This window comes from Rhodococcus kronopolitis, assembly GCF_042654025.1.
GTDB classification, from domain to species: domain Bacteria; phylum Actinomycetota; class Actinomycetes; order Mycobacteriales; family Mycobacteriaceae; genus Rhodococcus_G; species Rhodococcus_G kronopolitis.
The window spans coordinates 149,881-173,724 of record NZ_JBHSFO010000015.1; the positions used below are offsets into that span (position 1 = coordinate 149,881).

Annotated in this window: 19 protein-coding genes, 1 tRNA gene and 1 other RNA gene; 15 read left to right on the plus strand and 6 right to left on the minus strand. The window is 69.8% G+C overall.

Translation table 11 applies throughout. From position 1 onward, the window contains the following. Positions 1-8: 8 nt before the first annotated feature. On the plus strand, positions 9-1,439 hold the full coding sequence (locus ACFO6S_RS20205; RefSeq protein WP_378419953.1) for an FAD-binding oxidoreductase: 1,431 nt from the start codon (positions 9-11) through the stop codon (positions 1,437-1,439). Next, positions 1,436-2,758 carry a class I SAM-dependent methyltransferase gene (locus tag ACFO6S_RS20210; RefSeq protein WP_378419768.1) on the plus strand — a complete coding sequence of 441 codons (1,323 nt, stop codon included), beginning with the start codon at positions 1,436-1,438 and terminating at the stop codon, positions 2,756-2,758. Before ACFO6S_RS20205 ends, ACFO6S_RS20210 begins: the two co-directional genes overlap by 4 nt. Before the next feature lie 120 nt (positions 2,759-2,878). Here the strand turns inward: ACFO6S_RS20210 and ACFO6S_RS20215 are convergent, their stop codons facing one another. Continuing rightward, positions 2,879-5,020, minus strand: a complete 2,142-nt coding sequence (locus ACFO6S_RS20215; protein ID WP_378419769.1) for a 3-hydroxyacyl-CoA dehydrogenase NAD-binding domain-containing protein — start codon at positions 5,018-5,020, stop codon at positions 2,879-2,881. 29 nt (positions 5,021-5,049) lie between these two features. Then, a complete protein-coding gene (locus tag ACFO6S_RS20220; protein WP_378419770.1) occupies positions 5,050-6,264 on the minus strand; it encodes an acetyl-CoA C-acetyltransferase in 1,215 nt (404 codons plus the stop codon). Positions 6,265-6,736: 472 nt separating this feature from the next. Here ACFO6S_RS20220 and ACFO6S_RS20225 point away from each other — a divergent pair, with 472 nt between their 5' ends. The 3 genes from ACFO6S_RS20225 (at position 6,737) to ACFO6S_RS20235 (ending at position 10,403) form a co-directional block, all read left to right on the plus strand. Then, positions 6,737-7,864, plus strand: a complete 1,128-nt coding sequence (locus ACFO6S_RS20225; RefSeq protein ID WP_378419771.1) for a trypsin-like serine peptidase — start codon at positions 6,737-6,739, stop codon at positions 7,862-7,864. 460 nt (positions 7,865-8,324) lie between these two features. Next, a complete protein-coding gene (locus ACFO6S_RS20230; protein WP_378419772.1) occupies positions 8,325-9,263 on the plus strand; it encodes an acyl-ACP desaturase in 939 nt (312 codons plus the stop codon). 168 nt (positions 9,264-9,431) lie between these two features. Further along, positions 9,432-10,403 carry an alpha/beta hydrolase gene (locus tag ACFO6S_RS20235; protein ID WP_378419773.1) on the plus strand — a complete coding sequence of 324 codons (972 nt, stop codon included), beginning with the start codon at positions 9,432-9,434 and terminating at the stop codon, positions 10,401-10,403. 27 nt (positions 10,404-10,430) lie between these two features. Here ACFO6S_RS20235 and ACFO6S_RS20240 read toward each other — a convergent pair whose 3' ends face one another. Then, entirely contained in the window at positions 10,431-12,836 is a 2,406-nt protein-coding gene (locus tag ACFO6S_RS20240) for a DNA polymerase III subunit gamma and tau (protein WP_378419774.1), read from the minus strand. A gap of 204 nt (positions 12,837-13,040) precedes the next feature. On the opposite strand from ACFO6S_RS20240, the gene ACFO6S_RS20245 reads away from it, so the two are divergent. Then, positions 13,041-14,366 carry an ammonium transporter gene (locus tag ACFO6S_RS20245; RefSeq protein ID WP_378419775.1) on the plus strand — a complete coding sequence of 442 codons (1,326 nt, stop codon included), beginning with the start codon at positions 13,041-13,043 and terminating at the stop codon, positions 14,364-14,366. A gap of 98 nt (positions 14,367-14,464) precedes the next feature. Continuing rightward, positions 14,465-16,225 carry an alpha/beta hydrolase gene (locus ACFO6S_RS20250; RefSeq protein ID WP_378419776.1) on the plus strand — a complete coding sequence of 587 codons (1,761 nt, stop codon included), beginning with the start codon at positions 14,465-14,467 and terminating at the stop codon, positions 16,223-16,225. A gap of 93 nt (positions 16,226-16,318) precedes the next feature. On the opposite strand, the gene ACFO6S_RS20255 is transcribed toward ACFO6S_RS20250, so the two are convergent. Then, on the minus strand, positions 16,319-16,903 hold the full coding sequence (locus tag ACFO6S_RS20255; RefSeq protein ID WP_378419777.1) for an HhH-GPD-type base excision DNA repair protein: 585 nt from the start codon (positions 16,901-16,903) through the stop codon (positions 16,319-16,321). A gap of 91 nt (positions 16,904-16,994) precedes the next feature. On the opposite strand from ACFO6S_RS20255, the gene ACFO6S_RS20260 reads away from it, so the two are divergent. Then, a complete protein-coding gene (locus ACFO6S_RS20260) occupies positions 16,995-17,654 on the plus strand; it encodes a DUF5701 family protein (protein ID WP_378419778.1) in 660 nt (219 codons plus the stop codon). Between the two features lie 24 nt (positions 17,655-17,678). Here ACFO6S_RS20260 and ACFO6S_RS20265 read toward each other — a convergent pair whose 3' ends face one another. Together ACFO6S_RS20265 and ffs are read right to left on the minus strand one after the other, a co-directional pair. Continuing rightward, positions 17,679-18,971 (minus strand): aspartate aminotransferase type Ic, encoded by a 1,293-nt coding sequence (locus ACFO6S_RS20265; protein ID WP_378419779.1) that lies wholly within the window; start codon positions 18,969-18,971, stop codon positions 17,679-17,681. A gap of 45 nt (positions 18,972-19,016) precedes the next feature. Then, an RNA gene (gene ffs / locus ACFO6S_RS20270) (signal recognition particle sRNA small type) lies at positions 19,017-19,111 on the minus strand. Positions 19,112-19,261: 150 nt separating this feature from the next. On the opposite strand from ffs, the gene ACFO6S_RS20275 reads away from it, so the two are divergent. From ACFO6S_RS20275 to ACFO6S_RS20305, 7 genes are all read left to right on the plus strand, one after another. After that, positions 19,262-19,349 (plus strand) — tRNA-Ser (locus ACFO6S_RS20275). A 490-nt stretch (positions 19,350-19,839) separates the two neighbouring features. After that, complete coding sequence (locus ACFO6S_RS20280; protein WP_378419780.1) at positions 19,840-20,043, plus strand: MbtH family protein; 204 nt, start codon at positions 19,840-19,842, stop codon at positions 20,041-20,043. Next, positions 20,043-20,675 (plus strand): GNAT family N-acetyltransferase, encoded by a 633-nt coding sequence (locus ACFO6S_RS20285; RefSeq protein ID WP_378419781.1) that lies wholly within the window; start codon positions 20,043-20,045, stop codon positions 20,673-20,675. Before ACFO6S_RS20280 ends, ACFO6S_RS20285 begins: the two co-directional genes overlap by 1 nt. Before the next feature lie 55 nt (positions 20,676-20,730). Further along, positions 20,731-20,910 (plus strand): thioesterase II family protein, encoded by a 180-nt coding sequence (locus ACFO6S_RS20290; RefSeq protein ID WP_378419954.1) that lies wholly within the window; start codon positions 20,731-20,733, stop codon positions 20,908-20,910. A gap of 179 nt (positions 20,911-21,089) precedes the next feature. Further along, positions 21,090-21,644: a TIGR03086 family metal-binding protein gene (locus ACFO6S_RS20295; RefSeq protein WP_378419782.1), complete on the plus strand. Its 555-nt coding sequence runs from the start codon at positions 21,090-21,092 to the stop codon at positions 21,642-21,644. Between the two features lie 56 nt (positions 21,645-21,700). Beyond that, positions 21,701-22,606: a tRNA glutamyl-Q(34) synthetase GluQRS gene (gene gluQRS, locus ACFO6S_RS20300; protein ID WP_378419783.1), complete on the plus strand. Its 906-nt coding sequence runs from the start codon at positions 21,701-21,703 to the stop codon at positions 22,604-22,606. Between the two features lie 160 nt (positions 22,607-22,766). Further along, positions 22,767-23,801 (plus strand): DUF2189 domain-containing protein, encoded by a 1,035-nt coding sequence (locus ACFO6S_RS20305; protein WP_378419784.1) that lies wholly within the window; start codon positions 22,767-22,769, stop codon positions 23,799-23,801. The last annotated feature ends 43 nt before the right edge of the window (positions 23,802-23,844 follow it).

Here is a 23,844-nt window from a genome sequence, read left to right on the forward strand (position 1 = left end):
GCGACGGACTGAGCCGGCGATCATCCACACCGCGGGAAGTGGGACCCCGATCCCACCACGCGGGTGTGGAACGACTGCTGGCGAGCTACCACGCGATCCCACCGGACGCGACAGTCCGGCTGTCGAAGAAGACGTCCAACCTGTTCCGGGCCCGCGCGCGGTCGAACGCCCCCGGACTCGACGTCTCCGGCCTGACCGGCGTGATCTCGGTGGACCCGGTGGCCAGGACCGCCGACGTCGAGGGCATGTGCACCTACGAGGACCTCGTCGACGCGACGCTGCCCTACGGCCTGGCCCCGCTGGTGGTCCCCCAGCTCAAGACCATCACCCTCGGCGGCGCCGTCACCGGCCTCGGCATCGAGTCGAGCTCGTTCCGAAACGGCCTGCCGCACGAGTCGGTGCTCGAGATCGACGTACTGACCGGAAGCGGCGAGATCGTCACCGCGACACCGAACGGCGAGCACGCCGACCTGTACTGGGGTTTCCCCAACTCGTACGGCACGCTGGGCTACTCGACGCGGCTGCGAATCGCACTCGAGCCGGTGAAAGCCTTTGTCGCGCTGCGGCACCTGCGGTTCGACGACCTGGCCGAGATGCAGGCCGCGATGGACACGATCACGACGGACCGCAGCCACGACGGGGTCGCGGTGGACTACCTGGACGGCACCGTGTTCTCCGCGACCGAGAGCTACCTGACCCTGGGCACCCAGACCGACGAACCCGGACCGGTCAGCGACTACACCGGCCAGCAGGTCTACTACCGGTCGCTGCAGCACACGTTCGCCCACCGCCCCAAGACCGACCGCCTCACCATCGCCGACTACCTGTGGCGCTGGGACACCGACTGGTTCTGGTGCTCGCGGGCGTTCGGCGCACAGCACCCGCGGATCCGTCGGGTGTGGCCGAAACGCTACCGGCGCAGCAGCTTCTACTGGAAGCTGATCGCGCTCGACCAGAAGTACGACATCGGCGACCGGCTCGAGCGACGCAAGGGCAACCCGCCGCGCGAGCGGGTGGTGCAGGACGTCGAGGTGCCGATCGAGCGCACCGCCGAGTTCCTGCAGTGGTTCCTGCGGGAGGTCCCGATCGAGCCGCTGTGGCTGTGCCCGCTGCGACTGCGCGAGCCGGCCCCCACCGGTGCGTCCGCCGCCCGCCCGTGGCCGCTGTACCCGCTCGAACCGAAGCGGACGTACGTCAACATCGGCTTCTGGTCCTCGGTCCCGGTCGTCGCGGGCCAACCCGAGGGCGCCGCGAACCGGCTCATCGAACGCACCGTCAGCGACTACGACGGCCACAAGTCCCTCTACTCCGACTCCTACTACCCCGAGGCGGAGTTCGACGCCCTCTACGGCGGTGAACGCCTCCGCGAACTCAAGAAACGCTACGACCCCGATTCACGTCTACTCGACCTGTATGCAAAGGCGGTGCAGCGCAAGTGACCACGTACAAGGACCCCCACACCTCGACCGGACTTCGGGTCGGTGCGCCGAAGCTCTCGATCGCCGAGATTCTCGAGACCGTCGCCGGCGGCGACATCCCGCTCCGCTTCACCGCGTACGACGGCAGCGCGACCGGGCCCGCCGACGCCGAGTACGGCCTGACGCTCAACTCCCCGCGCGGCGCCACCTACCTGGCCACCGCGCCCGGTGACCTCGGGATGGCCCGCGCGTACGTCGCCGGCGACCTCGAGGCCACCGGCGTGCACCCGGGCGACCCCTACGAGTTGCTCCGGGTGATGGGCGACGAGCTGCACTTCCATCGGCCGTCCCCACTGGCCCTGGCCACCATCACCCGCTCGCTGGGCTGGGACCTGTTGCGGCCCATCACACCTCCCCCACAGGAGCACCTGCCGCGGTGGCGCCGGTTCGCGGAAGGGTTGCGGCACTCGAAGACTCGTGACGCGGAGGTGATCCACCACCACTACGACGTGTCCAACACCTTCTACGAGCACGTGCTCGGGCCGTCGATGACGTACACCTGTGCGGCGTACGAGTCCCCGACCCAGTCCCTCGAGGACGCCCAGCACAACAAGTACCGGCTGGTGTTCGACAAGCTCGGACTCAAGGCCGGCGACCGACTGCTCGACATCGGCTGCGGCTGGGGCTCGATGGTCCGGTACGCCGCCCGGCGCGGCGTCCGGGTGATCGGTGCGACGCTGTCCGCCGAACAGGCCGAGTGGGCACAGAAAGCCATTGCCGAAGAAGGACTCTCGGACCTCGCCGAGGTTCGGCACTCGGACTACCGGGACATCGTCGAGACCGGTTTCGACGCGGTCTCCTCGATCGGGCTGACCGAGCACATCGGGGTCGGCAACTATCCCGCCTACTTCGGATTCATCAAGGACCGGCTGCGCGAGGGCGGTGTGGTGCTCAACCACTGCATCACCCGGCCCGACAACAAGCACTCGGCGCGGGCCGGCGGGTTCATCGACCGGTACGTGTTCCCGGACGGCGAGCTGACCGGCTCCGGGCGGATCATCACCGAGATGCAGGACGTCGGGCTCGAGGTGCGGCACGAGGAGAACCTGCGCGAGCACTACGCCCTGACACTGGCCGGCTGGTGCCGGAACCTGGTCGAGAACTGGGACGCCTGCGTCGCCGAGGTCGGCGAGGGCACCGCGAAGGTGTGGGGCCTGTACATGGCGGGTTCGCGACTCGGGTTCGAACGCAACGTCGTCCAGCTGCATCAGGTGCTCGCGGTCAAGCCCGGCCCCCGCGGCGAAGCGAACCTGCCACTGCGCCCGTGGTGGACGGGCTAGGCAGCTCCGCCGCCACCGGGCCCGAACACAGTCATGCCCGGATCGTGCGCATCGAGTGCGACACGATCCGGGCATGACGGGTGGTTGCCCACAGGATCTGTGGACAACCACCGGAACCGACTAGGCCTTGAGGGAAGCCGGCGGGGTGAAGCGCTCGCCGTACTTCGCGGCGAGCTCCTCGGCCCGCTTGACGAAGCCCTCCTTGCCGCCCTTGTAGCCGACGACGTACTGGTGCACGCCACCGGTCCAGGCCGGGAAGCCGATGCCCATGATCGAGCCGATGTTGGCGTCGGCGCTGGTCATCAGGACGCCCTCGTCGAAGCACTTCTGCGTCTCGATGGCCTCGATGAACAGCATCCGCTCGATGAGGTCCTGGATCGGAGCCTGGTTCGAGCCGGAGTTGAACTCCTCGCGCAGGCCCGACCACAGGCCGGTGCGCTTGCCGTCGGCGTACTCGTAGAAGCCCGCGCCGCCGAGGCGGCCCTTGCGGTCGTTGCCCTCGACGAGGAAGTTGATGACGTCGCCCGCCGGGTCGGCCGGCAGGACCTTGCCCTCGGCCAGCGCCGCGGCCTTGGACTCCGCGCGGATCTTCTGCATCAGCGTCAGGTTCAGCTCGTCCGAGAGCTGCAGCGGCGCCGCCGGGTAACCGGCCTGCATGCCCGCCTGCTCGATGGTCGCCGGCTCGATGCCCTCGGCAACCATGCCGATGGCCTCGTTGATGAAGGTGCCGATGACGCGCGAGGTGAAGAAGCCGCGCGAGTCGTTGACCACGATCGGGGTCTTGCGGATCGCCTGGACGAAGTCGAACACCCGGGCCAGCGCCTCGTCGGAGGTCTTCTCGCCGCGGATGATCTCCACCAGCGGCATCTTGTCCACGGGAGAGAAGAAGTGGATGCCGATGAAGTCTTCCTGGCGCTTGACGCCGGTCGCCAGACCGGTGATCGGCAGCGTCGAGGTGTTCGATCCCAGCAGGGCGTTGGGCTCGACGATGTCCTCGATCTCCTGGAAGACCTTGGCCTTGAGCTCGGGCGACTCGAAGACGGCCTCGACCACGAAGTCGACGCCCGCGAAGTCGGCCGGGTCGGCGGTCGGGGTGATGCGCGAGAGCAGCGCGTCCGACTTCTCCTGCGTGGTCTTGCCACGCGAGAGGGCCTTGGCCTCGATCTTCTCGGAGTAGGCCTTGCCCTTGGTCGCCGCCTCGATGGTGACGTCCTTGAGCACGACCTCGAAGCCGGCCTTGGCGGAGACGTATGCGATGCCCGCGCCCATCATGCCGGCGCCGAGCACGCCGATCTTCTTGATCTGGGTCTTCTCGACGCCGGCCGGACGCGAGGCGCCGGAGCCGATCGCCTGGATGTCGAAGAAGAACGCCTGGATCATGTTCTTCGCGACCTGGCCGGTGACCAGCGACGTGAAGTAGCGCGACTCGATGGTCAGCGCGTTGTCGATGTCGACCTGGCTGCCCTCGACCGCGGCGGCCATGATCGCCCGCGGGGCCTCCATCGGAGCACCCTTGAGGGTCTTGCGCAGGTTCGCCGGGAAGGCGGGCAGGTTCGCCGCGAACGCCGGGGTGGCGGGGGTGCCACCGGGGATCTTGTAGCCCTTGACATCCCACGGCTGCACGCCGGACTCGGGGTTGGCCTTGATCCACGCCTTCGCGGCGGGGACGAGCTCCTCGACGGAGGAGACGACCTCGTCGACCAGACCGACCTCCTTGGCCTGCTGCGGGCCGCGCTGCTGGCCCTGCAGCAGCATCTGCGTCAGCGCCGGCATCAGGCCGAACATGCGGACGGTGCGGACCACGCCGCCGCCACCGGGCAGCAGGCCGAGGGTGACCTCGGGCAGGCCGATCTTGACGCCCTTGACGTCCGCGGCGATGCGGTGGTGCGTTGCCAGCGCGATCTCCAGGCCGCCGCCGAGGGCCGCGCCGTTGATGCAGGTGACGACGGGCTTGCCGAGGGTCTCGAGGCGGCGCAGGTCCGCCTTGAGGACGACGCTGTGGTTGAAGATCTCCTCGGCGTTCTCGGGGCCGACCTTGATCATGTTCTTCAGGTCGCCACCGGCGAAGAAGGTCTTCTTGCCCGAGGTCAGCACGACGCCGGTGATGGCGTCCTTCTCGGCGTACAGCCGGTCCACGGTGGCCTTCATCGAGGCGATGTAGGCCGAGTTCATGGTGTTCGCGCCCTGGTTGGGGTCGTCGATGGTGAGCACGACGATTCCGTCGGCGTCCTGCTCCCAGTTGATGATGTTCTGCTCGCTCACTGCTAAGTCTCCTGGTAGTCCGGGCCGCGTCAGACGCGCTCGATGATGGTGGCCACGCCCATGCCGCCGCCGATGCACAGGGTGACCAGTGCGTAGCGGGCGTTGCGGCGCTCGAGCTCGTCGATCATGGTGCCGGTGATCATCGCGCCGGTGGCGCCGAGCGGGTGGCCCATGGCGATCGCGCCGCCGTTGACGTTGAGCTTCTCGTCCGGGATGTTCATGTCCTTCTGGAACTTGAGCACCACGGAGGCGAACGCCTCGTTGATCTCGACGAGGTCCATGTCCTCGATCGTCAGACCGGCAGCGGCCAGCGCCTTCTTGGCCGCAGGCGTCGGGCCGGTGAGCATGATGGTCGAGTCGGCACCGGAGGTGGCGGTCGCGACGACGCGGGCCCGCGGGGTCATGCCCATGTCCTTGCCGGCCTGCTCGGTACCGACCAGCAGCAGCGCGGCGCCGTCGACGATGCCGGAGCTGTTGCCGCCGTGGTGGACGTGGTTGATCTTCTCCACGAAGTGGTACTTCTGCATGGCGACGGCGTCGAAGCCGCCCATCTCGCCGATCATCGCGAAGGCGGGAGCCAGGCTCGACAGGCTCTCGACCGTGGTGCCCGGACGCATGTGCTCGTCGTGGTCGAGGATGGTGATGCCGTTCATGTCCTTGACCGGGACGATGGACTTGGCGAAGTAGCCGCCGGCCCAGGCCTTCGCCGCGAGGTCCTGCGAGCGGACGGCGTAGGCGTCGACGTCGTCGCGGCTGAAGCCCTCGATGGTGGCGATCAGGTCGGACGAGATGCCCTGCGGGACAACGTAGTTGTCGTAGTTGGTGGCCGGGTCGTTGACCCAGGGGCCGCCGTCGCTGCCCATCTTGACGCGCGACATCGACTCGACGCCGCCGGCGATGATCAGCTCGTCCCAGCCGGAACGCACCTTCTGCGCGGCCATGTTCACGGCCTCGAGGCCGGAGGCGCAGAAGCGGTTGATCTGCACGCCGCCGACGGTGTCGGGCAGGCCGGCGTCGGTCGCAGCGATGCGGGCGATGTCCATGCCCTGGTCGCCGAGCGGGGAGACCACGCCGAGGATCAGGTCCGAGACGCGGTCCTCGTCGAGGTCCGGGAAGCGCACGCGCAGCTCGTCGATCAAGCCGGTGACCAGCGAGATCGGCTTGACCGAGTGCAGCGAACCGCTGCTCTTGCCGCGGCCACGCGGGGTTCGGATGGCTTCATAAATGAATGCCTCTGTGGTCACTGTGAAGTGTTCCTTCCTGTGCACGTCCCCGCGCGCGTGCGTGCGGTTCGCGATGTCAGTCCAACGTCCACGCCTGACGCCGTCTACTTCAGCGTCGGGCTCGAGGCGTACACCTCGACTCAGCCATATTAGAACGTGTTCCAGAAAGTGGTCTAGGACTGAAGCGATCAGAGACTGTGACCGTGACGAGCACCGATTCCCTCGCCGAGCGTCCTGTCACGCGAGCGGGCGGCCCGGACACCAGTCCGGGCGGGCCGAGAACACGGCAACCGATGCGGGATCCGAACACCGCCCAAAGCCTTCGAAAGACAGTGATCTGGATCACTGTCACTAAGGCCGAATGCGCTGGGCGATCGTTGCTACCTTGCAGTCCTGCTCAGCTGCGCCGCCATTGGATACCGATCGATCCGCACGCCGTGAAATACATTGCCGCCGTATCAGTCCCATGCACAGACGACCGGAGACAAACTACGTGAAGATCAGTAACTGGCTGGCAAAACCAGCCGCCTACCTTGCGACCTGCGCACTCGCACTGACCGGGTTCGCCGTTGCAACCGCAGCCCCGGCGAACGCCGCCAGCGATCTGGTCGAACTCAAACGGCCGGTCGCGGCAGGAAGCACCTACGAGGCGGACCTCAAGAAGGACGCCGACTTCTGGACCCTCGGGAAAATGGCCGCCGCAGGGCTCAACTCTGACGGCAACGACGAGATTGCTCCCAGCGGAGGCTGGGACGAGCTCAGCGCCCCCTGGACAGACCAGGGCCTGGTCTCCAGGACCACCGGAAAGCTCCTGACCGAGTACACCCACACCGTCGGCGGCAAGAAGGTTCTCAGTGCGTGTTCCGCCAATGTCGTGACAAGCGCGAACAAGAGCGTCATCACGTCGGCTGGCCACTGCTTCAAGTTGGCTGGCGTTGTCATGGGTGCCGTGATCGGCGACTGGGAAGCCACGAACGTCGCCTTCATCCCCGGCTTCAACGGGGCGAACCTGCCGCGCGACTTCGACAACAGCCAGCCACCCGGTACCGACGTCGCCCCCTACGGAGTCTGGCCCGTGACACGCGTCTGGATGCCGTCGAACTGGTACTACGGCGCCAACTGGGTCAATGGCTCGGACGTGGCCATGGCCGTGGTCGACAATCCCTACGACAGCCGCCCGGTCGAGGACGTCACCGGCGGGCAGCGCATCGGCTTCAACCAGGTCAGCAACCCCCAGACCGTTTACCAGTTCGGTTATCCCACCGACAACTCCCGCAACTGGTACAGCAAAGGCGCCTCGAACGGCGACCCGTCGGACCGGCGGAACTACGACGGCCGGACCATGATGTACGCCCACGGCACCAGCTTCAGTGACAAGTACTACTACGGGAACGACCTCATTTCCGCGATGTCCCCCGGCTCCAGCGGCGGCCCCTGGCTCAAGGACTTCGACCCGGCCACCGGCGCCGGCGTCCAGATCGGCGTCACCTCCCGCTTCTCCAACGCGCAGGGCACCATCGTGCCCACGGCCTGGCTTGCGGGTCCCGCCCTGGTCAGCCAGGGCTTCGGCGCCGTCTCCCAGGCGATGTACGAGAAGGCCCAGATGGCTACCACCAACTGACCGTTGTCGGGTCACCGATCCACACCATGACAGGGCCGCTTCCCGAGAGGGAGCGGCCCTGTTTGCATCGATCCCGCTGGGCGACGGAGCCGCTCACCAACTCCACCGGACGACCGCTGTCCGAACGCCCGGCCTCGCCGGACGCGATCCGGTCGGAAAGGGGTCGCGCCCACCCTCCGCGCCGCATGCCGACGTGGTCGTCCGCCGCACGCAGTAACGGTTCCACGGGTACGTTGGACGCAGCCCGTCCGAGTAGCTGCCCGACCTGTGACTGCTCGACATCCGACTCGAACGGTCAACCCGGCACCTCTCGATCCGGACCCGAACAGCATGGTCACCGATATCGCGCAACGGCGGGGATTTCACCCACTCGGGCCGCTTGGCGGCGGCCCACCGCAGCAAGTACGGCACGTCCCTTCTCAGTCCCTGAGGGGCTGACACATCGCACCGGAGTTCTCCCATGGCGATCGCGACACCGAACCAGACGGCACTCCTCCGCGAACTCGAGCCGACCGTCGAGTCCGGACTGAACCAGCACCTGTCCATCGCGAAGCAGTGGCACCCGCACGACTACGTGCCGTGGGACGAGGGCCGAAACTTCGCGGCGATGGGCGGGGACGACTGGGAGCCCGGCCAGTCCCGGCTCTCCGAGGTGGCCCGGGCGGCGATGATCACGAACCTGCTGACCGAGGACAACCTGCCGTCCTACCACCGGGAGATCGCGTCGAGCTTCTCCCTCGACGGTGCGTGGGGTACCTGGGTGAACCGCTGGACCGCGGAGGAGAACCGCCACGGGATCGTGATGCGGGACTACCTGACCGTCACCCGGTCCGTCGACCCGGTGCACCTGGAACAGCTGCGCATGGCGCACTTGACCACCGGGCTGAACTCGCCGATGGACGGGTCCTTCCTGCACTCGGTGTCCTACGTGACCTTCCAGGAACTGGCGACGCGCCTGTCCCACCGCAACACCGGCCACGCCTGCGCGGACGCCGCCGCCGAGCGGATGCTGGACCGGATCTCCGCCGACGAGAACCTGCACATGGTCTTCTACCGGACGCTCGCCGGCGCGGCGCTGGACCTGACGCCGGACGCGGCGATGGACGCGATCACCGAGGTGGTGATCCGGTTCCAGATGCCCGGCCTGACCATGCCGGACTTCCGACGCAACGCGCTGCTGCTGGCCATGCACGGCATCTACGACCTGCGCCAGCACCTCGACGACGTGCTGTGGCCGGTGCTCCGGATGTGGAAGGTGTTCGAGCGCAACGACTTCTCCGACACCGGCGAACGGGCCCGGGACCGGCTCGGCGCCCACCTCGAGGAGCTCTCCCGCAAGGCCGTCCGCTTCGAGGAGACCCGGGAGCGGCTGCGGGCCAGGGAGGGCATGCGCGCCTGAGCCGGCGGCCCGACCGGTAGGCCCACGTGCGGGGTCGCCCACGGAGGAACCGGTGGCCGAAACCCGCCGACCGGGGCGTTCGGTGTCGGGATCGCGTCACAGCCGCCCAATACGGGTGCCGCGTCCTATCGTGGTCGGGTACTGCACGGCAGGGGCAGAGGAGGCGGCATGCGCACGGGTGAATCCACGGTGTGGCACTGGACGACGAGCAGGCGGGCTCGACTCGTCTTCGGATTCGCCCGGGTCTTCGTCAAACCGGTGATGACGGTCTGGCCCACCGGCAGGCGTGGACTGGCGGCGCTCGCCCGCCTCGACGACCGCCTCGACCGGATGCCCGCACCGCCGCACACCACCGTCGAGCCGCTGACGCTCGGCGGGGTGCCGTGCGAACGCATCAGCCACCCGCGCCACGCGACCGACGCCCTCGCCGGCGCCACCGTCCTGTACTTCCATGGCGGCGGCTTCGTGTTCTGCGGGCTCGGCTCGCACCGCGGCGCGTGTGCCCAGCTCGCCGCCGTCACCGGTGTGCCGGTGGTCTCGGTGGACTACCGCCAGATCCCGCAGGGCGGCATCGGGACCTCGATCGCCGACGCGATGACCGCGTACCGCGAACTGCTCGACCGATGCGACGACCCCACCAAGATCGTCGTCGCCGGCGACTCCGCGGGCGGCTACCTCGCGATGAAGGTCGCCGAGATCACCGCGCTGCAGGGCCTGCCGAAGCCGGCCGCGGTGATCGGGTACTCGCCACTGCTCAACCTCAACCTCGAGGCACACGACCCGGAGTTCATGCGCCGGGACGCCTACCTGCCGATGCGGCAGGTACGCAGGATCAAGGACCGCTGGCTGTCCGGGCCCGACAAGATCATCGGGACGCCCTCGCCGGTCGACGCCGACCCGTCACTGTTCCCTCCGGTGTTCCTGGTCGCAGCCGAGTACGAGCTGATGCGACCGGACGTCGAGCTCCTCACCACCCGCTTCGAACGGGCAGGCCGGCAGGTGGAGACCCACCTGTGGGCCGGGCAGATCCACGCCTTCCCGGTGCTCAGCCCGATGCTTCAGGAGAGCCGCGAGATCATCGACCTGAGCGCCGACTTCCTGCGCCGCAGCCTCGCGACGGTGCGGGAGCGCTCGGCTTGACCCTTCAGCACCGGGCGGCGGCAACGGTCAGTCGAGTGGCGTGGCGCCGAGCTCGTTCTTGAGCAGTTCGATAGCCAGCTCCTCCGGGTCCCGTCGGACCGACTGGTCGCCGGGCTCGGCGGCCTGCGCGATCAGCTCCTCCTCGGTCTCCGGGGTGAGGTTCACCGGGGCCGGCGGCTCCGGCTCGTCGGGCGGCCCCGGATCGTCCGGGTAGTCCGGGTAGTCCGGCGGCGGGATGTCGTCCGACCGATCGGCGACCGGCCGGGGACGCGACGGCTGCGCACTCTCCTGGCTCGGCCGTGAGAAACGCGGCACACCGGCCGGTTTCGCGGCCTGCTGCGGAGCTGCGGCACGCTGGGCCGGCGCCGCCGGCTCGGCGGTGCCGACCTGGCAGTCGATCACCCAGTCCACACCGAAGACCTCGCGCAACGCCTCTCGGATCACGTCCGCGTTGCGGGCCTCGACCAGTCGCTTGGCGAGCGGCGCCGAGGCGTGCACGAGGACCAGTCGGCCGTCCGCGACCCCGCGGACGGCGGCGCCCGAGAGCATCACCTCCACGGTGCGGCTGCGATCCCGCACCTTGGCACGGACCTCGGACCACGCGGAGCGGACCGCGTCGGCGTCAGGCTGACCGGCCGCAGGGCCTGCCGGTTCCGGCGCGGGTCCGGGCATCGGCTCCGGAACGGATGCGTGAGTGGGGATCTCGACAGGTGCCGCGACCTCGGCCACCTGCGCGGGAGGTTCGTCCGGCTCGGGGGCGACCGGCTCCGGCGCGAAGAGTTCCTCCGGGACCGGAGCGACGTACTCAGCGGGCGAAGACGGAACAGGCTCCGGCGCGGCGGACTCCACCGAAACGGGCTCGACCGGCTCCGGCACGAACTGGTCCGGCGCCGTGGCCTGGTCTGCGGGCGCCGGCAACTCGGGTTCGGGTTCGGGCTCCGGCGCGGGCGCGGGCACCGGCACGGGCACGGGTGCCTCCACGACCGGAGCCGCGGGCGGCGTCACCGGCGCGGGCGGCGTCACCTGGACGGAGGGCTCCGGCGTCGACGCGGCCGGTGCCGCAGCATCCGGCTCGGGGATCGGTGTCGGCGCAGGCGGCGGCGTCACCGGCACGGCCGGGATCTGGGCCGCAGGTTCGGCGACCGGCGCCACGGGTGCGGCGGCCTCCTCGGGCCGGCGCTGCGAGGGCCGCTGGTAGATCGGCTCGGGTTCCGGCTCGGTCGGGTTGCTACGCGCCGGCGCCGGGCCCACACTCGGCCGCACGCCCTCCGGAGCGATTCCGACGGGCCGCTGCTCCAACTGCTCCAGGCGTTGCAGCACAGCAGATTCCGCGTCGGATGCCGAGGGCAGCAGCATCCGCGCACACATCACCTCGAGCAGCAGGCGGGGCGCGGTCGCACCGCGCATCTCGCCGAGGCCGGCGTGCATCAGTTCCGCGTACCGCGCCAGCGTCGCGGGGCCGATCTTCTCGACCTGCTCCCGCATCCGCTCCAGCACGTCACCCGGCGCGTCGACCAGGCCGCGCTCGGCGGCGTCGGGCACCGCCCGCATCAGGATCAGGTCGCGGATCCGCTCGAGCAGGTCCACCGCGAACCGCCGCGGATCGTGTCCGGCGTCCATCACCCGGTCGACCGTGCCGAAGAGCATCGCGCCGTCACCGGCCGCGAGCGCGTCGACGGCGTCGTCGATCAAAGCGACGTCGGTGACGCCGAGCAGCGAGAGCGCGCGCGCGTACGTCACGCCCTCCTCCCCCGCGCCGGCCAGCAGCTGGTCCAGCACGCTGAGCGAGTCACGCGGCGAGCCGCCGCCGGCCCGGATCACCAGCGGGTACACCGGGGGCTCGACCGGGACGTGCTCCTGCGCGCAGATCTTCTCCAGCAGCCCGCGCATGGTGGTCGGGGCGAGCAGCCGGAACGGGTAGTGATGGGTCCGCGACCGGATGGTGGCCAGCACCTTCTCCGGTTCGGTGGTTGCGAACACGAAGATGAGGTGCTCCGGCGGCTCCTCGACGATCTTGAGCAGGGCGTTGAAGCCCTGAGTGGTGACCATGTGCGCCTCGTCCACGATGAAGATGCGGTAGCGGGACTCGGCGGGCGCGTAGAACGCCCGGTCACGCAGCTCGCGGGCCTCGTCGACGCCGCCGTGACTGGCCGCGTCCATCTCGATCACGTCGAGGTTGCCCGGACCACCCGGTCCGAGCGCGACGCACGAGTGGCACACGCCGCACGGTGTCGAGGTGGGTCCCTCCACACAGTTCAGCGACCGCGCGAGGATGCGGGCCGAGGACGTCTTGCCACAGCCGCGCGGACCCGAGAACAGGTAGGCGTGATTGATGCGTCCGGCGTCCAGTGCGGTGCTCAGGGGCTCGGTGACGTGCTCCTGCCCCACCACCTCAGCGAAGGTCGCCGGTCGATACTTCCGGTAGAGGGCCACGCGGTGAGGGTACCGGCGAGCACCGACATCGTGCCCGCGGACCGCTCCCACCGTCGCGTCGCGCGTCCCTTGCCGCCGCGGACGCACCGACGAGCTGTGCAAATTCCGAAACACAGCGGCAACACGACGGCATCGCCAGGGAAACCGCGGACCCGGATCGTCTGTCACGGGAGGCGACGAAACCGCCCCGGTAGGAGGACTGACGTGCAGACAATCGATACCGGCGACACCGCCTGGTTGCTGGTGAGTACCGCCCTGGTGCTGCTCATGACGCCCGGCCTGGCCCTGTTCTACGGCGGCATGGTGCGCTCGAAGGGCGTGCTCAACATGATCATGATGAGCTTCGTCGCAATCGCCCTGGTCACCGTGGTCTGGCTCCTCGTGGGGTACAGCCTGGCCTTCGGGGACGACATCGGCGGCGGACTGCTCGGTGGGCTCGAACACTTCGGGATGGCGGACATCGACCCGACCACCCTGCACGGCACGGTGCCGGAGTTCCTGTTCGCCACCTTCCAGCTGACCTTCGCGATCCTCACCGCGGCGCTGATCAGCGGTGCGATCGCCGACCGCGCCAAGTTCTCCGCGTGGATGGTGTTCGTTCCGGTCTGGACGCTGGCCGTGTACGTGCCCGTCGCGCACTGGGTGTGGGGTCCGGACGGCTGGATCGCCCAGCTCGGCGCACTCGACTACGCAGGCGGACTGGTCGTCGAGATCGTCTCCGGCGCCTCCGGCTTGGCCTTGGCGCTTGTCCTGGGCCCGCGCATCGGGTTCCGCAGCGAGCCGATGCGCCCGCACAACCTGCCGTTGGTGCTGCTCGGCGTGGGCCTGCTGTGGTTCGGCTGGTTCGGCTTCAACGCCGGCTCCGCGCTGTCCGCCAACGGCACCGCCGCCGCCGTCTTCCTCAACACCCTGGTCGCGGGCTGCACGGGCATGCTCGGGTGGCTGGTGGTCGAGCAGCGCCGCGACGGCCACCCCACCACCTTCGGCGCCGCGTCCGGCGTGGTCGCGGGCCTGGTCGCCATCACCCCGTCCTGCGGCTGGGTGACGGCAGGCGGCGCCGCGGTGATCGGCGTGGTCGCCGGCGCCGTCTGCTCGTTCGCGGTCGGCTGGAAGTTCAAGTTCGGCTACGACGACGCGCTCGACGTGGTCGGCGTGCACCTGGTCGGCGGCATCATCGGCACCCTGCTGATCGGCCTGCTCGCCGCGAAGGTGATGACCGGCGGCGTGTCCGGACTGCTGTTCGGCGGCGGACTGGCCCAGCTCGGCAAGCAGGTCGCGGCGATCCTGGTGGTCGGCCTCTATGCCTTCGCGATGAGTTACGGCCTCGGCAAGCTGATCGACCGGTACCTCGGATTCCGGGTCAGCGCAGAGGACGAGGTCACCGGCGTCGACCTGGCGCTGCACGCCGAGTCCGCGTACGAACACGCGGTGCTCGCGCACGGCGGACCGACCGGATCCGGACTGTTCCCGCCGCGCGACGAGGAGCCCCGCCGCCGCCCCGCCCAGGAGGACGACGACCCGGTGCACTGACCTGGCCGAGGGATCCGCCGCCGCCCCGCAACAGGTCCGCTACTGTCCTGGGGTCCGGGCACCGCACGGAAGATTCCTCGTCCCACCAGGAAGCACCGATGTCCGAGACCACTGTCACCCACGCAACGACGTCGCCGTCCGACGACACACCCGACGCACCGACACCGACCGGCGACGCGGACACCGCGTCGCCGGTCGGTGTCGGTGTCGGTGGCCGTCTACGCCGCTACGGCCGCTCGCTGCACCCCGTCGGCCTGACGCTGGCCCTGCTGTTCTTCTGCTGGTCGATGACGCCGTCGTTGCTACCGCGCGTCTGGTACCTGCAGGCCGTCGCGACCGGCATCAGCGTCGCGACCGGCTACGGAATCGGTTGCCTCGCAGCGTGGCTGGTCCGTAAGTGCGGGGTCACCGCGCGGTACTCGGAGCGGACGCGGCGGATCGGCTGGTGGATCCTGCTCGGCCTGGCCGTGGTCGCGGTGCCGACCTTCCTCGTGCTCGGCTCCTGGTGGCAGCAGATCGTCCGCGAGCTCGCGGAGGCGGAGGCCGCATCCCGCTCGTACTACCTTCTGGTGCTGGCACTCTCACTGACCGTCGCGGCCCTGATCCTGGCGATCGCGCGGTCGATCCGCGGCGGCACCAACCGGCTGACCGCGTTCGGGCGGCGCTACGTGCCCGCCCCGGTCGCGCGGCTCGCGAGCCTGGTGGTGGTGCTGGTCGTAGGTGTCTTCGTGGTCAACGGCGTTGTCTACCAGGGCGTCATCGGCCTCGCGAACCGGTCCGCGGCGGCCGCGGACCAGAGCACCGCACCCGACGTGACGGAACCGACCGCCAGCGAGCGGTCGGGCTCCCCCGCCTCCGCCGAACCCTGGGACAGTCTCGGCCGGGAGGGCCGTACGTTCGTCGCCGGCGGCCCCACCCCCGAGCAGATCACCGCCGTCACCGGCCGCCCGGCGCCCATGCCGATCCGGGTCTACGCGGGCCGCGAGTCCGCCGATTCCGTTGAGGGCGTGGCAGATCGGGTCGTCGCCGAGCTGGAGCGCACCGGCGGCTTCGACCGCAGCGTGCTCGCCGTCGCCACCACCACCGGCCGCGGCTGGGTCAACGCCCGGGTCGCATCGTCGCTCGAGTACGTCGCAGGCGGCGACTCGGCGATCGCGTCGATGCAGTACTCGTTCCTGCCGAGCGCGCTGTCCTTCGTCGCGGACCGGCAGACCCCGCCGGAGGCCGGACGCGCGCTGTTCGAGGCCGTCTCGGCGGCCGTGGACGCGCGTCCCGCGGAGTCCCGTCCCAAGCTGGTGGTGTTCGGCGAGAGCCTCGGCTCGTTCGGCGGGCAGGGCGCGTTCGGCGGGGCCCAGGACATGCTGTCCCGCACGGACGGCGCGCTGTGGGTCGGCACCCCGAACTTCGCGCCGCAGTGGGCGCAGATCACCGCGGACCGCGATCCGGGCTCGCCGGAACGCCTTCCGGTGGTCGACGGCGGCGCAAACGTCCGGTTCGCCGCGTCCGCCGCGGACCTCGACCTCCCCGGGCCGTGGGGCACCCCGCGGGTCGTCTACTGGCAGCACGCCAGCGACCCGATCACCTGGTGGTCCTTCGACCTGCTGCTGAACAAGCCGGACTGGCTCCGCGAACCGCTGGGCCCGGACGTCGACCCCGGCATGCGGTGGATCCCGTTCGTCACGTTCTGGCAGGTCACCATGGACATGGTGTTCTCCGCCGACGTGCCGGAGGGCCACGGCCACACCTTCGGCCGGGACGCGGTGAACATGTGGGCCGGCATCCTCGACCCCGCCGACTGGACCGCCGCGCAGACCGAGCAGGTGCGCGCCATCGTGGGCGGCGACCGGACGGAGGAGTAGCCGCCCACCGCGCGGCCGTCACGCCCTCTTTCGCGCTGTGACTCACTCGTTGCGGTGCAGGGGGCGGGTGACGGAGACAGACGGTGTGTGCGACTAGGTGGCCTTGGCCGCCTTCGCCGCGGCCTTGGCGGCCTTCTTGAACTCGCGTACCTCGGCGAGCGTCTGGTCGTCGACCACGTCCGCGATCGACCGGCGCGCACCGTCGTCGCCGTACGCGCCCGCGGCCGCCCGCCAGCCGTCGAGCTCGACGCCGATCTGCTTGCCGAGCAACGCCAGGAATATCCGGGCCTTCTGGTCGCCGTAGCCGGGCAACGCCTTGAGCCGACGGAGCACCTCCTTGCCGTCCGGGTCGCCGTCCGTCCAGATCGCCTCGGTGCGGCCGTCGTAGTGCTCGACCAGGTAGGCGCACAGGTCCTGGACCCGCTTGCCCATCGACCCGGGGAACCGGTGCACGGCGGGCGGGGTGGCGCACAGTGCCAGGAACTTCTCGGGATCCATCTCCGCGATCTTGTGCACGTCGAGCCCGTCGAGGCGGTCGTCCAGCTTCTTCGGTCCGGCGAAGGCGACCTCCATCGGAATCTGCTGGTCGAGCAGCATGCCGATCAGCAGGGCCAGCGGGTCCGCGGCGAGCAGGGCGTCCGCGTCCGCGTCGCCGGCGAGGTGCAGGGTGAGGGCCATGGCGTCGATCCTGCCACCCACCACGGCCGCCGGGGAACCTCACGCGGACCACGCGCGTTGGTCCGGTACACCACACATAGGAGAGATGCCGATGCCGTCGACCACTGTCGAGTCCGAGTTCGACCGCCAGGTGGAGGTGCTCACCACGCTGGGCTATCCCGCGCTGACCGGCCTCACCCCCGCGCAGTTCGCCGCCGAGCTCGAACCGTTGCGCGAGACGGTCCGCACCCATCCCGAGTCGACGGACGACCACGGCGAGGACCACATCCCGTTCGTCCTGGTGGTCGCGCGAACCGCCAAGGGCGCGTCCCTCGACGCCCACGAGGCGATGTCCCGGACCGCATTCGGCGCCAAGCCCGGCTTCTCGGTTCTCGCGCCGGCCGAGCTGTCACAGTTCCGGCCGGTCGAGTCCGTCGAGATCCCGGACGGCATCGCCTACGCGCTGATGAACATCGACACCGGATCGGAGTTCCTGAACGTGACGCCGGCGGCGGCGCTGGAGTCGCTGACCGCGATGGAGCGCACCCCGCTGACCGTCGAGGAGGGCATTGCCCTGCTCACCGTGCGTCCGGACATGCTGCGCAAGAACAAGTGCTTCTCGCTGCTGGCGTCGAGGTGCGGGGACAAGCGGGTACCGGCGCTGTGGATCAGCGAGCGTCGACCGAAGCTCGGCTGGTGCTGGAACGGCAATCCGCACACCTGGCTCGGATCTGCCTCGGCGTCAGCCAGGCTCTCGCTCGTGCGTGGTTGACGGGTCCACAGACCCGTCAACCGCTCACGAGTGCGTGAGCGCCTGCTCCGCGGCGGCGAGCAGGACGCACGTCGCGACGCCGTCCATGGCCGTGGCGAGCTCGTCGATCGACGGGAAGCTGGGCGCGAGGCGGATGTTCCGGTCCTCGGGGTCCTGCTTGTAGGGGAAGGCGGAGCCTGCGGCCGTCAGGGCGATGCCGGCGTCCTTCGCGAGCGCGATGACGCGCTTGGCGGTGCCGTCCACCACGTCGAGGCTGATGAAGTAGCCGCCCTTGGGCTCGGTCCATGACGCGATCTTGGAGGCACCGAGACGGTCCTCGAGGATCTGCAGCACCAGCGCGAACTTGGGTGCCAGGATCTCGCGGTGCTTGTCCATGTGCGCGCGGACACCGTCGGCGTCCTTGAAGAAGCGCAGGTGGCGAAGCTGGTTGATCTTGTCCGGTCCGATGCTCTTCTTGCCCAGGTGCTGCTGGTACCAGGCCAGGTTGGCGTCGGAGCCGCCGAAGAAGCTGACCCCGGCGCCGGCGAAGGTGATCTTGGACGTGGACGCGAACACCAGCGGGCGGTTCGGGTTGCCGGCCGCGGCGGCGAGGCCGAGGATGTCGAGCGCCGGGGCGCACTCGGTGACCAGCGGGTGCACCGCGTAGGCGTTGTCCCAGAAGACCCGGAAGTCGGGGGCGGCTGCGGGCATCGACGCGAGCTCGCGGGCGACGTCCTCCGAGTACACGGCACCGGTCGGGTTGGAATAGGTCGGGACGACCCACATGCCCTTGATCGCCGGATCGGCGGCGACGAGCTCCGCGACCTTCGCCATGTCCGGGCCGTCGTCGCGCATCGGGATGGCGATCATCTCGATGCCGAAGGACTCGGTGATCGCGAAGTGACGGTCGTAACCCGGTGCGGGGCAGAGGAACTTGACCACCGGCTCCTGCGACCACGGCCGCGGCGAGTCCGGGTTCCCGTGCAGCAGCGAGAACACGATCGCGTCGTGCATGATCTCGAGGCTCGCGTTGTTGCCGGCAATGAGGTTGGCCACCGGGATGTTCAGCAGCTCGCCGAAGATTGCGCGCAGCTCCGGCAGGCCGGTGAGACCGCCGTAGTTGCGGCAGTCGGTGCCGGAGCCGTCGCGGTAGTCGCCGTCACCCGGCAGCGACAGCAGCGCGAGGGAGAGGTCCAACTGCTCGGGTGCGGGCTTGCCCCGGGTGAGGTCCAGCGCGAGCTTCTCGGCCTTCAGCTGCGCGTACTTCGCGGCCTGCCGTTCGTGCTCGGAGCGGAGTTCCTCATGGCTCATCAACCCAATCTGGGTTTGAGTAGGCATCCCGAATGACCTTTCACACCGTGGCGGCGGAGCTGGGGTGGAAATTAAAGGGGACCCCGCGCACCCGGCAGAGCCCATTGACCCTTGCTGCCTTCCGGCCCTGGGGGAGTTCACAGGATGCGCGCCGCGCGGGATCCACTGACGAGCATACCGACCCCCGTACGGGCATGGACGGCGGGTGGGTACCAGCGCGGTTCGACGGGTGGCCGAGGACCGGTCGGAGGCCGGGAACAGCACCGATCGGCGGCCCCGTTTTCGTTCTACGGCGACCGTCCCGTATGCTCGCTCACGGAGGATTCGCCTAGTGGCCTATGGCGCTCGCCTGGAACGCGGGTTGGGTTAACGCCCTCAGGGGTTCAAATCCCCTATCCTCCGCCATAGGGAAACCCCCTGTGAACCGCATTCGTGCGGGTCACAGGGGTTTTTTCTTGCCCACACCTGCAGCGTGACAGGATCCGTCCGGACCGTCCACCTCGGCCGATGCGCCGGCGCACCCGTGGCCGAGACAGGCCGATCGGCAGCACCGCGGCTGTCCCGCACCCCACCGACACCACAGGCCTCGGCCTCCGCTACGTGACCTTCGGTGGTGAGGCGCTCGAGCTCGGCCGACTCGGCGCGGATCGCCACCGAGTACGAGCCCCGGCATACACCGGTGACGTCCGTTCCTCACCGCGATCCAGGTCCGGACCGGAGCGTCACCGACCGCCGAGGGCAACTGGCGGCCGTACGTGTCGGGCCGGATCGGCGACCGGCTGCTGAATGTGGCCAATGTGGCCCTGTTCGAAGGTGAATCCGTGCTGAGATAGGCCGGGTTCTGGCCACTGAACTCGGCTAACACCCTTCCCACCAGTCCCACCCCGGAGGAATCATGACGAACCCCTTTGAGAACGACGGCGCGACCTATCTCGTGCTGACCAACCACGAGAACCAGCATTCCCTGTGGCCGTCGTTCGCGGCCGTGCCCGCGGGCTGGACCGTCGCCAAGGGCGAGGACACCCGGGCCGCCTGCCTGGAGTTCATCACCGCGAACTGGACCGACATGCGCCCCAAGAGCCTGATCGACGCGGCCTGATGCAGGTCGCCACGGAGGCGCCCCCGGTCGAGATCCCAGTCACCGAATGGTCGCTGGAGATGCTCGACCGGCGTGACCTGCAGCCGAGCCCGCTGCCGTCCGGTGAGATGACCTTCAGTCTCTCGATGCTCCCCTCACCCGACCTCAACCGGGCGTTCTACGCCACGGTCGGGTCCCGAGTGTGCTGGACCGACCGGTTCTCCTGGACCTACGAGGACTGGGACAAGTGGGTCAACCGGCCGGAGCTGAGCACCTGGATCGCGATGGCCGAGGGCACGGTGGCCGGCTTTTTCGAGCTGGAGGCCCAGCCCGACGGTGACACTGAGGTGCATCTGGTCGGCCTGGTCCCGGCGTTCGTCGGCAAGGGATTCGGCGGCTACCTGGTGGAGCAGGCCGTCCGCAGGGCCTGGCAGCGCGGTCAGCTGTGGGCCGAGGGCTTCGGCCCGACCCGGCGGGTATGGCTGCGTACCAGCACCCTCGACCACCCCAACGCCAAGGCGAACTATCTGCGCCGTGGCTTCAAAGTGGCCGAGGAGGAGTCCTTTCTGAGGAATGTGCCCGACCCCAGGATCGCTCCCTGGCCTCTGCCCGGTGACCCCCGGACGGCCAGGCTCGTACAGGACGAGGACTGACCCGATGAGCTGGCTGCGTTGCCCGACCCCGCGCCCGTAGGCCACGGCCCGGCTGATCTGCTTCCCGCACGCGGGCGGCAGCGCGGTCGCCTACCGGTCGTGGACGCCCAGTCCCGCCGTCGAGGTGCACGCCGTGCAGTATCCGGGCCGCGCCGACCGGATGCGCGACCCGTTCCTGACCGACGCCCGGCAGATGGCCAAGTCCATCGCCGCCGCACCTGCGCAGCGAACGTGAGAACACCTCGGGCGCGAGCGACGCCCGGGTGGTGGCCAAGCTGGTGGAACTGGGCGGCATCGACGAAGAGGCGCTGAAGGACCCCGAGCTGCGCAACCTTGCCCATCGCCCGCCCAGCGATGCCCCTCCGCGTGGCGTCAATGCCCGGGAGTGTCGGTGCCCCGAGGCACGATGTTGTGATGACCACCACAGAAACTGCCGACCTGTACCGCCGCCTCGCCGAGAACCTGACCGCAACCGTCGCGGCGGTGCCGGCGGACCGCTGGGCGAGCCCCTCGCCGTGCGAGGGCTGGAATGCCCGTGACCTGCTGCGCCACATCATCGAGACGCAGTCCTTCCCGCTCGGCCCCGCCGGCCTGACGCTGCCGCCGGTGCCCGATGTGGACGCGGACCCGCTCGGCGCCTGGACCCAGACCCGCGACGCCGTGCAGGAGATCCTCGACGACCCGGCCCGGGCAAGCCTCGAGTTCGACGGCCAGATGGGCAGAACCTCCGTCGCCTCCACCTTCGCCCGGTTCATCGCCTTCGACCTGGCGGTGCACCGCTGGGACATGGCACGGGCGGCCGGCCTCGACGAGACCCTCCCCGAAGAGGACCTCGCGATGATCGCCGGGTTTACCGAGCAGATGGGCGAGGCGCTCCGCAGTCCCGGGGTGTGCGGACCGGCCGTGCCGACGCCCGCCGACGCCGACACCCAGACCCGGCTCCTCGGCCTCCTCGGCCGCCGGGTCTGAGCCCGCGGACGGGCCGCCGCGACGGGTTCGGCGGGTCGTCTCGATAGGGTTTCCCCATGAGTCAGGACGCCGGAGCGGGCCGGTTCGCCCCCAGCCCCTCCGGTGACCTGCACCTCGGCAACCTCCGCACGGCACTGCTGGCCTGGCTGTTCGCCCGTTCCACCGGCCGCCGGTTCCTGATGCGGGTCGAGGATCTCGACCGGGTCCGTCCCGGCGCGGAGGAACGCCAGCTCGCCGATCTCGCCGACCTCGGGCTGGACTGGGACGGCCCGGTCGTCCGCCAGTCGACGCGGCTGCCGCGATACGGCGCCGCCCTCGACGAACTCACCGCCGCCGGGCTGACCTACGAATGCTTCTGCACCAGAAGGGAGATCCAGCAGGCCGCGTCGGCGCCGCACGGCCCGGACGGGCACTACCCGGGGACCTGCCGGAGATTGACCGCCTCCCAGCGCGAGGAGAAGCGGGCCCTGGGCCGGGTGCCGGCGGTCCGACTGCGTGCCGACCGGACCGAGTACACCGTCGAGGACGTCCTGCACGGGCGCTACACCGGCGCCGTCGACGACGTGGTGCTGCGGCGCGGCGACGGCATCCCCGCCTACAACCTGGCCGTGGTGGTCGACGACGCCGCTCAGGGCGTCGACCAGGTGGTGCGCGGCGACGACCTGCTCTCCTCCGCCCCGCGGCAGGCCTACCTCGCCGGCCTGCTGGGGCTCCCGGTTCCCGTGTACGCGCACGTGCCGCTCGCCCTGAATTCCGAGGGCAAACGCCTGGCCAAGCGCGACGGCGCGGTGACGCTCGCCGATCAGCGGGCACTCGGGCACACCGCCGAGGAGGTCCGGACGGCACTCGCGGCGTCCCTGCACATCGTGCCGGCCGGCACCCATGCCAGTGTCGACGAACTGCTCGCGGCCTTCACCCCCGCCGAGCTCCCCCGCACCCCGTGGGTGTTCGCGCCGACCTGACCGGCACGATCGGCCCGCAGGCAACCCCGATCGCGACGGCGACTCTCTCGAACACCCTCCCGCGTGGGAGCTGTTTTGCACCCCCCAACCGACGTAGGGTCGATCGAGCACGTCAGTTGGCCGAATGACGCCCTGACGCCCGACGACGAGGGGAGTACACGTGAGCGAGAACCCGCCTCCCGGCGATCAGAGCCCCGAGGGATTCCCCGATCCCAACCATCCGCGGCAGCAACCGAACCCGCCCCAGCCGAACCCGGCCGGCGGGTACCCGCCGCCGCCGAACCCGGCCGGTGGGCCGCAGGGCGGCTACCCCCCGCCGCCGAACCCGGCCGGTGGGCCGCAGGGCGGCTACCCCCCGCCGCCGAATCCCGCCGGTGGATACCCGCCGCCCCCCAACTACGGCCCGCAGGGTGGCGCCCCGAACATGCCCGGCGGCTACCCGCCGCCCCCCGGCTACGGCGCCCCAGGCGGTTACCCGCCGCCGCCCGGCGGCCAGGGCGGATACATGCCCCCGCCCCCGCCCGGCTACGACGCGCCGGCCTTTCCGCCGCCCGGCTTCAGCGGCCCCGGCGGCATGCCGCAGCTGACCGTCGGCAACGCGCTCGGCTACGCCTGGGAGAAGTTCAAGGCCAATGCCGGCGTCTGGGTCGGCATCGTGCTCCTCATCGCGCTCATCGAGATCGCGTTGAGCTTCATCTTCGACCTGAACTCCACCGAGTTCACCGTGTGGGGGGCCATCGGCACGATCGTCACCACGATCGTCGGCTACCTGGTCAATGCCGCTCTGGTCCGGGGCGCCCTGCACGAGCTCGACGGCAACAAGCCCGCCATCGGCTCCTTCTTCCAGTTCACGAACGTCGGCGCGATCATCGTCGCCAGCCTCGTGGTGGGCGCGCTGACCGGCATCGGCTTCCTCCTGCTGATCATCCCCGGCATCGTCGTCGCCTTCCTGACCTGGTGGACCCTGCAGTTCGTCATCGACCAGCAGCAGGATCCGATCACCGCGATCAAGTCGAGCTTCCGGGCGATCTCGCAGAACGTCGGACCGCTGGTGCTGCTGACGCTCGCGCTGATCGGCATCAACATCGTCGGCGCGCTGCTGTGCATGGTCGGCCTGCTGGTCACCATCCCGATCACGACAATTGCCTCGACCTACGCATACCGGGTCGTCGTCGGCGGCCGGGTCACCGCCTGATCCACCCACTCGGCACGCCGGGCGCGAAACCGACCACCACGGT

Excerpts from the sequence above, each read along its gene's own strand:
- ACFO6S_RS20230 (WP_378419772.1), top strand. The coding sequence starts at position 8,325 with ATGGCGATCGCGACACCGAACCAGACGGCACTCCTCCGCGAACTCGAG.
- ACFO6S_RS20235 (WP_378419773.1), top strand. The coding sequence starts at position 9,432 with ATGCGCACGGGTGAATCCACGGTGTGGCACTGGACGACGAGCAGGCGG.
- ACFO6S_RS20250 (WP_378419776.1), top strand. The coding sequence starts at position 14,465 with ATGTCCGAGACCACTGTCACCCACGCAACGACGTCGCCGTCCGACGAC.
- ACFO6S_RS20255 (WP_378419777.1), bottom strand. The coding sequence starts at position 16,903 with ATGGCCCTCACCCTGCACCTCGCCGGCGACGCGGACGCGGACGCCCTG.
- ACFO6S_RS20260 (WP_378419778.1), top strand. The coding sequence starts at position 16,995 with ATGCCGTCGACCACTGTCGAGTCCGAGTTCGACCGCCAGGTGGAGGTG.
- ACFO6S_RS20265 (WP_378419779.1), bottom strand. The coding sequence starts at position 18,971 with ATGCCTACTCAAACCCAGATTGGGTTGATGAGCCATGAGGAACTCCGC.
- ACFO6S_RS20280 (WP_378419780.1), top strand. The coding sequence starts at position 19,840 with ATGACGAACCCCTTTGAGAACGACGGCGCGACCTATCTCGTGCTGACC.
- ACFO6S_RS20285 (WP_378419781.1), top strand. The coding sequence starts at position 20,043 with ATGCAGGTCGCCACGGAGGCGCCCCCGGTCGAGATCCCAGTCACCGAA.
- ACFO6S_RS20295 (WP_378419782.1), top strand. The coding sequence starts at position 21,090 with ATGACCACCACAGAAACTGCCGACCTGTACCGCCGCCTCGCCGAGAAC.
- gluQRS (WP_378419783.1), top strand. The coding sequence starts at position 21,701 with ATGAGTCAGGACGCCGGAGCGGGCCGGTTCGCCCCCAGCCCCTCCGGT.